Annotated in this window: 8 protein-coding genes; 4 read left to right on the top strand and 4 right to left on the bottom strand. The window is 69.8% G+C overall.

Going from position 1 to position 13,567, the window contains the following annotated elements; all coding sequences use genetic code 11:
- Positions 1-125 precede the first annotated feature (125 nt).
- The 4 genes from O1Q03_RS00305 to O1Q03_RS00290 all read left to right on the top strand — a co-directional run bounded on the left by O1Q03_RS00305 (position 126) and on the right by O1Q03_RS00290 (position 4,489).
- Positions 126-1,565 (top strand): aminotransferase-like domain-containing protein, encoded by a 1,440-nt coding sequence (locus O1Q03_RS00305; RefSeq protein WP_269501006.1) that lies wholly within the window; start codon positions 126-128, stop codon positions 1,563-1,565.
- A 100-nt stretch (positions 1,566-1,665) separates the two neighbouring features.
- On the top strand, positions 1,666-2,055 hold the full coding sequence (locus O1Q03_RS00300; protein ID WP_269501005.1) for a hypothetical protein: 390 nt from the start codon (positions 1,666-1,668) through the stop codon (positions 2,053-2,055).
- A 203-nt stretch (positions 2,056-2,258) separates the two neighbouring features.
- Entirely contained in the window at positions 2,259-4,043 is a 1,785-nt protein-coding gene (locus O1Q03_RS00295; protein ID WP_269501004.1) for a nitrite/sulfite reductase, read from the top strand.
- Positions 4,040-4,489, top strand: a complete 450-nt coding sequence (locus tag O1Q03_RS00290; RefSeq protein ID WP_269501003.1) for a DUF934 domain-containing protein — start codon at positions 4,040-4,042, stop codon at positions 4,487-4,489. The genes O1Q03_RS00295 and O1Q03_RS00290 overlap by 4 nt, the downstream gene beginning before the upstream one ends.
- 79 nt (positions 4,490-4,568) lie before the next feature.
- Here O1Q03_RS00290 and O1Q03_RS00285 read toward each other — a convergent pair whose 3' ends face one another.
- From O1Q03_RS00285 to O1Q03_RS00270, 4 genes are all read right to left on the bottom strand, one after another.
- Entirely contained in the window at positions 4,569-5,846 is a 1,278-nt protein-coding gene (locus O1Q03_RS00285; RefSeq protein ID WP_269501001.1) for a virulence factor family protein, read from the bottom strand.
- Positions 5,843-8,437, bottom strand: a complete 2,595-nt coding sequence (gene mprF / locus O1Q03_RS00280; RefSeq protein WP_269501000.1) for a bifunctional lysylphosphatidylglycerol flippase/synthetase MprF — start codon at positions 8,435-8,437, stop codon at positions 5,843-5,845. The genes O1Q03_RS00285 and mprF overlap by 4 nt, the downstream gene beginning before the upstream one ends.
- Positions 8,438-8,807: 370 nt before the next feature.
- Positions 8,808-9,242 (bottom strand): hypothetical protein, encoded by a 435-nt coding sequence (locus O1Q03_RS00275; protein ID WP_269500998.1) that lies wholly within the window; start codon positions 9,240-9,242, stop codon positions 8,808-8,810.
- Positions 9,243-9,368: 126 nt separating this feature from the next.
- Positions 9,369-13,556 (bottom strand): bifunctional nitrate reductase/sulfite reductase flavoprotein subunit alpha, encoded by a 4,188-nt coding sequence (locus tag O1Q03_RS00270; protein ID WP_269500996.1) that lies wholly within the window; start codon positions 13,554-13,556, stop codon positions 9,369-9,371.
- Positions 13,557-13,567 lie beyond the last annotated feature (11 nt).

Raw genomic sequence — 13,567 nt, 5'->3', positions numbered from 1 at the left:
CGACAGCGCGATGGGCCGCGGCCGTCGCGCTTTCCTTTTCGGGCCGCTCGTCGGACAATGACCCGCGCCCGCCGGCGCGGCGCCGCACCGGCCCGCGCGGCGGCCACGTGCCTGCGCCCGCGCCGATGAAACGCTACGAAACCCTCGCCCATACGATCGCCGACGAAATCCGCAACGGCAACATCGCGGTCGGCACGCGCCTGCCGTCGCTGCGGCAGATCATCGCGCAGCATGGCGTGAGCCAGTCGACGGTGTTCCGCGCGTACTACCTGCTCGAACAGTGGGGGCTGCTCCGCGCGCGCGAGCGCTCCGGCTACTACGTCGCGCCGGGCGCCGGCGCCGACCCCGACGCGGCCCCGCCCGCGAAACGCCGCGCGACCCGCGCCGGCGCCACGCGCAAGGTCGACATCAGCGATCTCGTGTTCTCGGTGCTCGATGCGGCGACGCAGCCCGGCATCGTGCCGCTCGGTTCCGCGTTCCCGTCGCCGCAGCTGTTTCCGCTGCCGCGCCTCGCGAAATCGCTCGCGCAGGCGACGCGGCTCGTGAGCCCGTGGAGCACCGTCGTCGACCTGCCGCCCGGCAACGAGGCGCTGCGCCAGCAGATCGCGCGACGCTATCTCGCGACCGGCGTCGCGCAGCCCGTCGACGAGATCGTCGTCACGAACGGTGCGCTCGAAGCGCTGAACCTGTGCCTGATGGCCGTCACGCGGCCGGGCGACGTCGTGGCCGTCGAATCGCCCGGCTTCTACGCGGCGCTGCAGGCGATCGAGCGGCTCGACCTGCGCGCAGTGGAGATTCCCGTCGATCCGCGCACGGGCCTCGATCTCGACGCGCTCGCGAACGCGCTCGAGCGGCACGACATCCGCGCGTGCTGGTTCATGACCAATTTCCAGAATCCGACCGGCGTCACGCTGTCCGTCGACAAGAAGCGCGCGCTGGTGGAGATGCTGGCCGCGCGCAACGTGCCGCTGATCGAGGACGATGTGTACGGCGAGCTCCATTACGGCCCCGACTACCCGCTGCCGGCGCGCGCGTTCGACCGGCACGGGCTCGTGATGCACTGCAGTTCGTTCTCGAAGACGCTCGCGCCGGGCTACCGGATCGGCTGGACCGCCGCCGGCCGTTTCGCGGAGAAGGTGCAGCGGCTCAAGCTGATGACGACGCTGTCGGCGAGCATTCCCGCGCAGGCCGGCATCGCGAACTACCTGGAGCACGGCGGCTACGACCGCCACCTGCGCAAGCTGCGCGGCGCGCTGCAGACGCAGCTCGCGCGGATGGACGACGCGCTGCGGCGCTGGCTGCCGCCGGGCGTCGAATGGGTGCGGCCGGACGGCGGCTATTTCCTGTGGCTGTCGTTTCCCGACGCGATCGACGCGATGGAGCTGCACCGGCAGGCGATCGCGCGCGGCATCAGCTTCGCGCCGGGGCCGCTCTTCTCGGCCGCGCACGGGTTCGAGCGCTGCGTGCGCGTGAACTTCGGGCATCCGTGGAGCCGCGACATCGAGCGCGCGATCCGCGTGCTCGGCGAGCTGATCGCCGAACCGGCGGTGCGCAAGTCGGGTTGATCGCATCGCGCGCAAGCTGCGCGCCGCCTGCGTCACGCCCATGCAGCAAAGCCGCGCGCGCGTTACAGTGCCGATCCCGCCGCTCCTTCACGATTTCCCCATGAGCCGACTGCCCTACCTCGATCACGATGCGCTGCTGAAACTCGCGGCCGAAGCGGCACATGTCACGCAGCCGTGCACGTGCACGAAAGCACCGCTCGCCGGCTGGACGACCCTGCCGCTGTCGTTGCCGGACACGCAACTGACCGAGGTGGCCACGCTCGCGCCGCCCGGCGACGCCGAGCCGAGCTACGACGAATATCATCCGGCCGGCACGCGCTATGCGTCGGACGACGCGCCGATCGCGCCGCGTCATTTCCCGTACAACCGCTGCAACGTCAGCCGCTGCGTATCGTGCGGCCGGCCATACCTGCGTTATCAGGAAGGCGGCGGCTACTTCATCGACCAGCGCATCCGCGCGCTGAATCCGGCGCTGATCGTGGACGCTTGAACCCGCCACGGGCATGCGTGCATGCCCGTCCGTTTGCGCCGGCGTCGTGCCGGCCGATCTGCTGCGCCCTTTCCATCCCGATCTGCTGCTTGTCCCGCCGCCCGGCGTTCCCTACGCTGTCTCCCGTTGCCCGACACCCGTCGCAACCTCCCTGTCGAGCGGCGCACACCCCGTGCGCCGCCGCTCATCTCGCGTATCACGTCATGTACCGATATACCGATTTCGACCGGGCGCTCGTGCACAGCCGCGCCGCCCAGTTCCGCGACCAGCTCGAACGATGGCAGCACGGCACGCTGAGCGAGGACGCATTCCGGCCGTTGCGCCTGCAGAACGGCTGGTACGTGCAGCGCCATGCGCCGATGCTGCGCGTCGCCATGCCGTACGGCGAACTGTCGAGCGCGCAGTTGCGCGTGCTCGCGCGGATCGCACGCGACTACGACGTGCCCGACGACGCCACCTATCGCGCCGCCCGCGACGCGCAGGCGCTGCTCGGCACGCTGCGCCTGCCGACCCGCAACGCCCACTTCACGACCCGCACCAACGTGCAGTTCAACTGGATTCCGCTCGCGAAGGCTGCCGACGTGATGGACCTGCTCGCGACCGTCGACATGCACGGGATCCAGACGAGCGGCAACTGCATCCGCAATATCTCGTGCGACGAACGCGCGGGCGTCGCGCCGGACGAGGTCGCCGATCCGCGGCCGTTCGCCGAAGTGATGCGCCAGTGGACGACGCTGCATCCGGAATTCGCGTTCCTGCCGCGCAAGTTCAAGATCGCGATCACCGGCGCGGCCGAGGACCGCGCGGCCACCGACTGGCACGACGTCGGTCTGAAGCTCGTGCGCAACGACGCGGGCGAACTCGGCTTTCGCGTGAGCGTCGGCGGCGGCATGGGACGCACGCCGATGATCGCGACGCTGCTGCGCGCGTTCCTGCCGTGGCAGCACGTGATGAACTACATCGAGGCGATCGTGCGCGTGTACAACCGCTACGGACGCCGCGACAACAAGTACAAGGCGCGCATCAAGATCCTCGTGAAGACCGAGGGGCAGCGCTATCTCGACGACGTCGAGGAGGAGTTCCGTCAGATCGTCGAACTCGACGGCGGCCCGCACACGATCCCGCAGGCCGAGTTCGACCGGATCGCGGCGTCGTTCGTACCGCCGCGTGTCAAGCCGCGCACGCTCGACCTGCAGGACGCCGACACGCGCATGGCCGCGCACGCCACCCGCCATCCGGCGTTCGCACGCTGGCTCGCGCGCAATGTGGCCGCGCACCGCGACCCGGCGCTGCGCATCGTCACGCTGTCGTTCAAGCGCCGCGTGCAGGCGCCCGGCGATGCATCGCCGGAACAGCTCGACGCGCTCGCCGACCTCGCCGAGCGCTTCTCGGCCGGCGAGGCGCGCGTCACGCATGCGCAGAACGCGGTGCTGCCCTGGGTGCACGTCGACGACCTGTTCCTGCTGTGGGAACACGCGCGCGCCGTCGGGCTCGCGAGTGCGAACGTCGGGCTCTTGACCGACATGATCGCGTGCCCCGGCGGCGACTTCTGCGCACTCGCGAACGCCCGCTCGATCCCGATTGCCGACGCGATCGCCGAACGGTTCCAGGATCTCGACATGCTGCACGACGTCGGCGACATCGACCTGCACATCAGCGGCTGCATCAACTCGTGCGGCCACCATCACAGCGGGCACATCGGCATTCTCGGCGTCGACAAGGACGGCGCCGAGTGGTACCAGGTCACGCTCAGCGGCTCGGACGGCTCGAGCGCGAGCGGCCCCGCACGGCCGGGCAAGGTGATCGGCCCGTCGTTCTCGGCGGAAGAAATCGTCGATGTCGTGGATGCGCTCGTCAACGCGTATCTCGATGCGCGGCTCGACACCGACGGCCGCGCCGAGCGATTCATCGACACGGTGCGCCGCATCGGCGCGGAACCCTTCAAGGCGGCCGCGAACGACGCGCGTCACCACGCGGAGCACGCATGAAACCGACCGACGACAACAACGCGAACGCACGCATCCGGCTGCTGACGCCTGCCGAGCACGCCGGCGACGCGGACACGCCCGATACCGCGACGCCGGACCGCCTGACGATCGGCAACGACGAGGAACTGCCGCCGCTCGCCGCACGGATCGCGCAGGCCGCACGCATCGACCTGCATTTTCCGTCCTTCACCGACGGCCGTGCGTACAGCCAGGCGTACCTGCTGCGCAAGCGCTTCGGCTTCACCGGCGACCTGCGTGCAACGGGCGACGTGCTGGTCGACCAGTTGCTGCTGATGGAGCGCACCGGGTTTTCGAGCGCGGTGCTCGGCGGCGATACCGACATCGCGGCCGCGCGCCGGCAACTCGACCGGTTTCCGGGCTTCTATCAGCGCGATGCGAGAGGAACGGTGCCGCGGCAGGACGCCGCGACACAGGCAGAGAAATGACAACGGGCGGCTCGCAGGCCGCCCGTTCGATACACCGCATACACCACATACACCGCGCCCGCCGCGAAGCGGGCGCCGTTCAGCGCGCCGCCACCGGCCTGCCGAACCCGCCGAGAATCTTCTTCTCGAGCGCGATGTAGTCGTGGCCGAAGTGGTGGTCGCCCCCCGTCTTGATCACGTCGGCGCCGGTGTTCGCGAGCGCCGGGCACATCGTGTCCTTCTCTTGCGCGCCGTAGAAGCACTGCACGAGCTGCGACGGGACCTTCGCAATTTCCGGCGCGACCTTCAGCGCGTTGTCGCTCGCGGGCATCCCGAGCCAGCCCGTCACGCGGATCTGGAAATCGGCCGCCGGCGCGAAGCCGAGCAATGACATCACCGCGACCTTGTCGCGCAGGTCGGCCGGCAGCCGGTTGTACGCGAACGGCATCACGTCGGCGCCGAACGAGTAGCCGACCAGCGCCACGCGGTCCGCATGCCAGCGCGCCATGTAGGTGCGCATCACGCGCGCCAGGTCGCGGCTCACTTGCGCGGGCGGCCGCTCGCTCCAGAAGTAGCGCAGGCTGTCGATGCCGACCACCGACACGCCGTCGCGCTGCAGCGCCTCGCCGATCGTCTTGTCGAGATCGCGCCAACCGCCGTCGCCCGAGATCACGATCGCGAGCCGGCCGCTGCCGCCCTTGGCCGGCAGTTCGACGAGCGGCAGGTCCGACACGTCGAGCTCGTCGCTCGCACTGGTGTCGTGCAGGTGCGCGGTGACGAGCGACACGAGCTTCGTGGTGTCGCCGGCCGCCGTTTCGACGAAGCCGGGCATCGCGCGGCGCACGATCGTCGCATCCGGCGGGCACGGCTTGAAGCGCGCATCGAGCTTCACGGCCGGGTCGACCGACACGACGCCGGCAATCGTGTTTTCCGGCGCCATCGACAGGATCTGCTTCGCGATCGCGCCGCCCTGGCCCACGCCCGCGACGATCGGCGCGTAGTAACGCGACGACTGCGCGAGACGTTCGAGCTGGTGGCTGACCGCTTCGGCGTCGCCGTCGAGGTGGTGACAGGTTTCCTGCTTCGCGGCGAGGTTCGCCGCATAGCGCTCCGAATCCACGCCGACCGTCATCGCCCCCACTTTCGCGAGCGCATCGGCAGCCTGCTGATCGGCCGCGCTCCAGCCGGCCTCGCGCGAGAACAGCACGACGAAGCCGCGCAGCGGCCCGTTCGGCTTCGTCACGGTCACGGGCCCGTAGCGGCCGCCCGACACGGTTTGCGCCTTCATGGCGGGCGGCTGCGTGGCGCACGCGGCGCCGGCCAGCATCATTCCCGCGCAGACGAGTGCCGCCTGCGCGATAACCTTCTTCAACATCATGAACGCCGACCTCCAGCCAGCAGGGACAGATCCGCGAGCGTGACGAACACGCCGACCGAGCCCGAGGCCGCGAGATAGCGCGGCTCCCAGTGCGGCTCGAACTTGCTCTTGAATGCACGCAAGCCGCGGAAGTTGTAGAAGCGGCCGCCGAAGCGCCAGACCATCAGCCCGAACCGGTGCCACGGCGACGGCATCTTCGCCGCCCCCATCCCCGAGAACGGCGCGATGCCCAGGCTCAGCTTGCGGAAACCCGCTTCCTTCAGATGCAGCGCGAGCTGCGTGAACAGATACTCCATCGCATACGGCGACGCTTCCGGCAGATGACGCATCACGCCGACGGTCGCCTCGGTGTTCAGGTCGGTCGTCATGAACGTGACGAACGCGATCGGCTTGTCGGCCTGGCGCACGAGCATCACCGACTGCGTCGCGAGATAGCCGTCGTGGAACGCGGCCACGGAGAAGCTCTTCTCGCGCGCGTCGCGGCTGTCGAGCCAGCCGTTGGAGATGTCGCGCAGCGCCGGCAGCGCGGCCGGCACGTCGGGCGGCGCGATCACCTCGACGGTCAGCGCGTCCTTGTCGCCGCGGCGCAGCGCGTAGCGCAGGTGCGAACGGTTCGAGCCCTTCAGGTCGAACTGGTCGAGCGCGATGTGCGCTTCCTCGCCGAGCTTCATCAGCGTGAGCCCCGCGTCGAGATACAGCGGCAGCGCGTTCGCGCGCACCTGGTAGAACGCGGCGCGACCGCTGTGCGCATGCGCGAGCGCAATGAACTTGCCGATCAGCGCCGGCCATTCGTCGCGCGGGCCGACCGGGTCGTGCAGCGCGGCCCACGTGCGGCCGTATTTCGCGTACATCAGGAACGCGCGGCGCGACTCGGAGAACAGGAACGACTTGTCGCCCATCAGCGCGAGGCCCGCATCGCTGCACTCCTGCGCGCGGATGATCTGCTCGGCGTCGAGCAGATCCTGTGCGACGGGCTTCACGAAGCGGCCCGGCGCCGGGCGCAGCAGTTGCCACAGCGCGAACATCGCGACGAACACGCCGGCGGCCAGCGTCGCCCGCAGTGCGCGCGGCGCGCGGGCGTCGAACGAGAAATGCGACCACAGATCGCGCGTGTACGGCACGTCGCGGAACGCGAAGCACAGCACCCACACCGCGAGGATCAGCACCATCGTCACCGACACGAACCAGCTCACCGTGAAGCGCTCCGCGAGCAGCGACGAATGACGGTTGAAGCGGCGGCGGCTGACGAGCAGCAGCACCAGCAGCGTGCCGAGCACGCCGGCTTCGACGAATGCGAGGCCCTTCGCGAGCGACAGCGCGAGGCTCGCGAGCGTCAGCGCGAAGGTCATCCACCATGCGCCGTCGAGGCGGCGCAGCAGCCCGCGCGCGACGAACAGCAGTGCGACGCCCAGCACGCTGCAGATCACCTGCGAGCCTTCGAGCACCCACAGCGGCACGACGTTGCGCAGGATCGCGATCCGGTGCCAGAACGCGGGCGTCGCGCTCGAGATCACGAGCATCCCGCCGACCGCGAACGTGACGAGGCTCAGGAACAGCGGCGCCAGTTGCGACACGCGCGCGGCCTGCCGCGACACGAGCCGGCGCCGCATAGCACGGCCTTCGAAACCGGCCAGCAGGCCGGCCGACAGCACGAGCGGCACGCCGAAGTAGATCGCGCGGTACGCGATCAGCGCGGCGACCATCGCGTGCGGGGGCACTTCGCGGCCCAGCGTGAAGACCATCGCGGCTTCGAACACGCCGATCCCGCCCGGCGTGTGGCCGATCATCCCGAGCAGCAGCGCGGCCGCATAGACGGTAATGAAGGTCGGGAAGCCGACGGACGCCGCGGGCAGCAACACCCACAGCGTGAGGCCGGCGGCCACGACGTCCAGCACCGCATAGACCACCTGCGCGACGAGATCGCGCCGCGCGGGCACGTCGAACGCCAGCCATTTGAAGCGCGTGACGACCGGACGCGCGGTGTTGCCGCACATCGCGACGATCACGGCCAGCACGATCAGCAGCGCCGCGCCGCTCCACGTGAGCACGCCGGGCGCGACGTGCAGCATCGCGGCGAGCGTCTGCGGCACGCAGACCATGCCGACTGCCGTCATCAGCACCAGCGCGAGCGCGAGCGTGCCGCTGGTGAACACGGTCATCCGGCCGATCTGCGCGGGCGTGACGCCCGACACGCCGTACACGCGGGCGCGCACCGCGCCGCCCGTGAGCGCGCCGAAGCCGGTCGCGTTACCGAGCGCGGAGCCGGCGATCGCGCCGATCCACAGCGCGGCGCGCGGCACTTTCGCGGCGACGTAGCGCAGGCCGACCGCATCTCGGGCGACGAGCGCGAGATAGCTGAGCGCCGTCGCGGCAAGCGACGCGCCCCATTCGCCGACGGACATGTGGCGCAGCTGGCGGATCACCGAGCGGTAGTCGACGGATTCGGACAGGTGCTGGAAAACCACGATCAGCAACAGGCCGATGCCGAGCGCAAGCAGCGGCGACAGCACGCGCTCGTTGCGGATCAGCGCCGAGACACGGGCGATCACCGCCGCGGTACGGCCGGGCGGACCAGGGTGGCGGGAAGACATAGATTGTTCAGTGGCGGTGCATAGCTTGTCGCGGCGCGGGGGGCCTGGCGGCGACGAATGTTGATTGTTCTGCGCGGGCGGTCGGCCTGAGTGGAGGCAGGCAGCACCTGAATCAAAAATTACGAGTATACGGAATTTATATTACAGAATCTTTCGATCTCGCACCGGGCCGTTCGGGCGCGGCGGTGCATCAACGGCGCATCAAAATGATGCACAAGCTGCGCATCATACCGGGAACCGATTGGGATTTTTCAGCGGATGACGGGCGGATTCCGCATTCGGGAGAAATTCTCCGCGAAACGCCGCGCGCACGAGCGCAAAATCGCGAGCGCACGCGGGTTTCGGGAACGGGGCCGGATCACTGTTCCCGTCATTTCGCCCGCTCGTGCTCCGCCAGTCCGATCGCCTTGTAGTCGTAGGTCGGGTAGAACGCCGTGCGGTATGCGCCCCACGCCGTCTCCTCGAGCACGCGATTGACCTCCCGCAGCCGCGACGCCGGCAGCCGCAACACGACGATCTGCCCGATCCCCATCGTGACGGTCCAGCTCACCACCTCGACGCCCGGCGGCGGGAACGCCTTGTAGAACCCCTGCCGCGCGAGCTGCGCATTCAGCTCGGCGAGCGGGCGCGACTGGTCGTGCTCGAGGAAGACGGTCAGCAGCACCGCGTTGTCGGGTGTCGCGGATGCCGACGCGGCCGGCACGGTCGACGTCTGGCCGTAGGCCGGCGCCCCGCCTATGGCGGCGGCAACCAGCGCCGCGGCGATCGCCAGGGTTCGAAGCGGGAAATGCGGGAATGCCGTCATGACGCGACTCCGTGACTGAGGGAAGGGAGCTGTCATCATGCGCCGCCCGGCGACGCGCTGCGCTGGCGGAACAGCGAACGGCGAACCACGAGCGGCGAGCGCCGGACGGCGCCCGCCGCGCCACGGTCAGTACACGTCCCGCATGTAGCGGCGCGCCTTCGCGAGCCGCGCGACGTAGTCGTTCGCGGCTTCGTCCGACATCCCGCCGTGCTCGGCCACGACCGCCTTCAGCGCGGTATCGACGTCCTTCGCCATGCGCGCGGCGTCGCCGCACACGTAGAAGTGCGCGCCCTCCTCCAGCCACGCGTACAGCTCGGCGCCCTGCTCGCGCATCCGGTCCTGCACGTAGATCTTGTCGGCCTGGTCGCGCGAGAACGCGAGATCGAGCCGCGTGAGAAAGCCGCTGTCGCGCATCGCGGTCAGTTCGTCGCCGTAGTAGAAGTCGGTCTGCGCATGCTGCTCGCCGAAGAACAGCCAGTTGCGCCCGCGCGCGCCGCGCGCCTGCCGCTCGTGCAGGAAGCCGCGGAACGGCGCGACGCCGGTGCCGGGCCCCACCATCACGACCGGCACGTCGCCGTTCACCGGCGGCCGGAAATGCGCGGACTTCTGCACGAACACCGGCACGCGGCCGTCGCCGGCGCGATCGGCGAGGAACGTCGACGCGACGCCTTTGCGTGCGCGGCGGCCGTTGTGATAGCGCACGGCCGACACCGTCAGGTGGATCTCGCCCGCGTGCGCGCTCGGGCTCGACGCGATCGAATACAACCGCGGCTGCATCCGCTTGAGTATCGACACCAGCTCCGTGCCCGACAGCTCGACTGGAAACTCGTGCAGCACATCGGCAAGCTGTTGCCCCCACAACCATTGCTTCAGGTCGGCCTTGCGGTCGTCGCCCAGCAGCGCCTTCAACGCGCCGTTCGTGCTGCGCGATGCGATGAAGGCCAGCGTGTCGGGATGCGGGCGCGTGATGTCGAAGTGGCGCGCGAGCGCATCGCCGAGCCGCAGCTCGCCGACGCCCGCGACCGACACCGGCGCATCGGCCTTCAGCGCGGTGACCGACAGCAGTTCGTCGACCAGCTCCGGGCAGTTGGTCGGCCATACGCCGAGCGCGTCGCCGGCTTCGTATTCGAGGTTCGCGCCTTCGGTCGACAGCGACACGTAGCGCGTGTCCTTCGCCGCGCCCGGACGGTTGAGCCGCAGGTTCGCGACGAGCTTCGACGGCGCCGGATGCGCCTTGGTCGGCAGCAGCCCCGACGCGCTCATCCCGGCGGACGGCACCGCGTGCAGCGCCGCGTCGGCCTCCTTGATCCGCGCGATCACGCGTTCGAGCCACTGGTCGGCATCGCGCTGGAATTCGACGTCGCAGTCGACACGCGTGCAGAGGCGCGCCGCGCCGAGTTCCGCGAGCCGTGCGTCGAGCCGGCGGCCGTGGCCGCAGAACTGGTCGTAGTTGCGATCGCCGAACGCGAGCACCGCGAAGTGCACGCCTTCCAGACGCGCGGCGCTGCCGGCCTGCAGCGCGTCCCAGAACTCGCTGCCGTTGTCGGGCGCATCGCCGTCGCCGAACGTGCTCGTCATCAGCAGCACGTATTGCGCGCCGGCCAGCGACGCCACGGGGTAGTCGGACATGCATGCGGTGCGGATCTCGAAGCCCGCGTTCATCAGCTGCGTCGCGTAATCCTCGGTCAGCGATTCGATGTTGCCGGTCTGCGACGCCCACAGCAGCACGACCTTCGGCCGCGCGCGCACGATCCGCACGCCGCCGGGCGCGGCGGCGTCGGCCGGCAGCGCCGGCGCCGCGGCATTCGCGGCATGTGCCGGCAGCGAGCGGCTGAACAGCCCCGCAAGCATCCCGTCGAGCCAGAACCGCACGGGCGGCGCGAGCGGCGCGCCGGCCGGCAGCACCGGCACGCTGCCTTCTCGGCGCCCGGCGCTGGCCTTCAGCCCGCTGACGAGGCCGGCCACGTACAGGCGCTCCGCATCGGTCAGCGGCGGCGGCGCGAGATCGGCCACGCCGAGCGCGGCTGCAAAAGTATCGAGGTCTGCCATGTCGGATTCCAGTGAAGCCGTGATCGGCGCGATCGCGGGCGCGGGTGGTGCATCGTCCGCGTGTGCGTCGGCGGGCGCCGAGTCGTCGTCGGTCGACGCGAACGCGTCCGCGTCGACGCGCGTCAACGCGACCGCGCAATATTTCAGTTCGGGTTGCTGCGATTCCGGATCGATCGCGTCGTTCGTGACCGCGTTGATGCACAGGTCGTCGCCGTACACGTCGTTCCAGTGCATCGGCGCGAAGCAGTTGCCGCGCCGCACGCGCTCGGTCACGACGGCCGGCAGCACCGCGCGCCCGCGCGCCGAGCGAATCTCGACGCCGTCCTTCGTCGCGATGCCGAGCGCGCTCGCGTCGTCCGGATGCAGTTCGACGAACGGGCGCGGGTTCAGCTTGTTGAGCATCGCGACCTTGCCCGTCTTCGTCATCGTGTGCCACTGGTGCTGCAGCCGGCCGGTGTTCAGCACGATCGGGAACGTGTCGTCGGGCAGCTCGGCCGGCGCGACGTGAGGCCGAGCGAAGAAGCGCGCCTTGCCCGACGCCGTCGGAAACGCGATGCGCGGCGCATCGTTGCCGTCCGCGGCTGCGCGCGGCGTCTGGCTCACGCCGTCGTTCAGGTAGCGGATCGGGTGCCGCTCGCGCGCGGTGCCCGGCGCGACCGGCCATTGCACCGGGCCGTCGCGCAGCGCCGCGTGGCTCGCGCCGCGCAGGTCGTAGCCGGTCGCCGGATTCGAGAAACGCACGATCTCGTCGAACACGTCGGCCGCCGACGCATAGTCGAACGCATCGCCGAAGCCCATCGCGCGCGCGACTTCCGCGACGATGCGCCAGTCGGGCAGCGCGTCGCCGGGCGGCGCGACCGCCGCGCGCATCAGCGTCATGTTGCGCTCGGAGTTGATCATCACGCCGTCGCCCTCGGCCCACAGCGCACCGGGCAGCAGGATGTCCGCGTAGCGATTGGTTTCGGTGTCGAGGAACGCGTCCTGCGCGATCACGAGTTCCGCGGCCTGCAGCCCCGCGATCACGGTCTGCCGGTTCGGCACGGTCGCGACCGGGTTCGTGCAGATGATCCAGCACGCCTTGATGTCGCCGGCCGCCATCCGTTCGAACAGGTCGACGGTGCCGTTGCCGGTGTCCTTGCGCAGCGTGCCGGCCGGCACGCGCCACAGGTTCTCGACGAAGCGCCGGTCGTCGTCGGACGCCACCGAGCGCTGGCCCGGCAGCCCCGCGCCCATGTAGCCCATCTCGCGGCCGCCCATCGCGTTCGGCTGGCCGGTCAGCGAGAACGGGCCGCTGCCCACGCGGCAGATCTTGCCCGTCGCGAGATGCAGGTTGCAGATCGCGTTGGTGTTCCACACGCCGTGCGTGCTCTGGTTGAGCCCCATCGTCCAGCAGCTCATCCAGTCCTGCGCGTCGCCGATCCATTGCGCGGCCGTGCGGAGGTCGGCTTCCGCGAGCCCCGTGAGTTCGGCGACACGCTCGGGCGTGTAGTCGGCGAGGAACGCGGGCATCGCGTCCCATCCTTCGGTGTACGCATCGATGAACGCGGCGTCGGTGCGGCCGTTCGCGTGCAGCAGGTGCAGCAGCCCGTTGGTCAGCGCGAGATCGGTGCCCGGGCGGATCTGCAGGAACAGGTCGGCCTTGTCGGCGGTGCCGGTGCGGCGCGGATCGACGACGATCAGCTTCGCGCCGGCCTTCACGCGATCCATCATCCGCAGGAACAGGATCGGATGGCAGTCGGCCATGTTCGCGCCGATCACGAAGAACAGGTTCGCGCGATCGAAGTCCTGGTACGACCCGGGCGGGCCGTCCGCGCCGAGCGACTGCTTGTAGCCGGTGCTCGCGCTCGCCATGCACAGCCGCGAATTCGACTCGATGTTGTTGGTGCCGACGAAGCCCTTCGCGAGCTTGTTCACGAGGTATTGCGCCTCGATCGACATCTGCCCCGACACATAGAACGACAGCGCATCGGGCCCGTGCGCGTCGAGCACTGCGCGCAACCGCCGCGCGGTTTCGGCGATCGCGTCGCGCGCCGACAGCGGCACGAGATCCTCCTCTCTCGCGCGGCGCACGAACGCGCGATCGAGCCGGCCGGAGCGGCGCAGCGCGACGTGCGCGGACGAACCCTTCGTGCACAGCCTGCCGAAGTTGGTCGGATGGTCGGCGTCGCCGGACACCTTGACGACTTCGCCATCCTCGACGTGCAGCACCATTCCGCAGCCGACGCCGCAGTACGGGCATACGCTCTTGACGGGGGTGGCGGTCATGTGCGCTCCGG

It is taken from the genome of Burkholderia sp. IMCC1007 (genome assembly GCF_027257875.1).
In the GTDB taxonomy this organism is placed as follows: domain Bacteria; phylum Pseudomonadota; class Gammaproteobacteria; order Burkholderiales; family Burkholderiaceae; genus Burkholderia.
The sequence above is the reverse complement of the archived record's forward strand: the minus strand, read 5'-3'. Positions and strand labels throughout refer to the sequence as shown.

Coding starts and splice junctions, on each gene's coding strand:
- O1Q03_RS00305 (WP_269501006.1), top strand. CDS start 126: ATGAAACGCTACGAAACCCTCGCCCATACGATCGCCGACGAAATCCGC.
- mprF (WP_269501000.1), bottom strand. CDS start 8,437: ATGTCTTCCCGCCACCCTGGTCCGCCCGGCCGTACCGCGGCGGTGATC.
- O1Q03_RS00300 (WP_269501005.1), top strand. CDS start 1,666: ATGAGCCGACTGCCCTACCTCGATCACGATGCGCTGCTGAAACTCGCG.
- O1Q03_RS00285 (WP_269501001.1), bottom strand. CDS start 5,846: ATGATGTTGAAGAAGGTTATCGCGCAGGCGGCACTCGTCTGCGCGGGA.
- O1Q03_RS00290 (WP_269501003.1), top strand. CDS start 4,040: ATGAAACCGACCGACGACAACAACGCGAACGCACGCATCCGGCTGCTG.
- O1Q03_RS00275 (WP_269500998.1), bottom strand. CDS start 9,242: ATGACGGCATTCCCGCATTTCCCGCTTCGAACCCTGGCGATCGCCGCG.
- O1Q03_RS00270 (WP_269500996.1), bottom strand. CDS start 13,556: ATGACCGCCACCCCCGTCAAGAGCGTATGCCCGTACTGCGGCGTCGGC.
- O1Q03_RS00295 (WP_269501004.1), top strand. CDS start 2,259: ATGTACCGATATACCGATTTCGACCGGGCGCTCGTGCACAGCCGCGCC.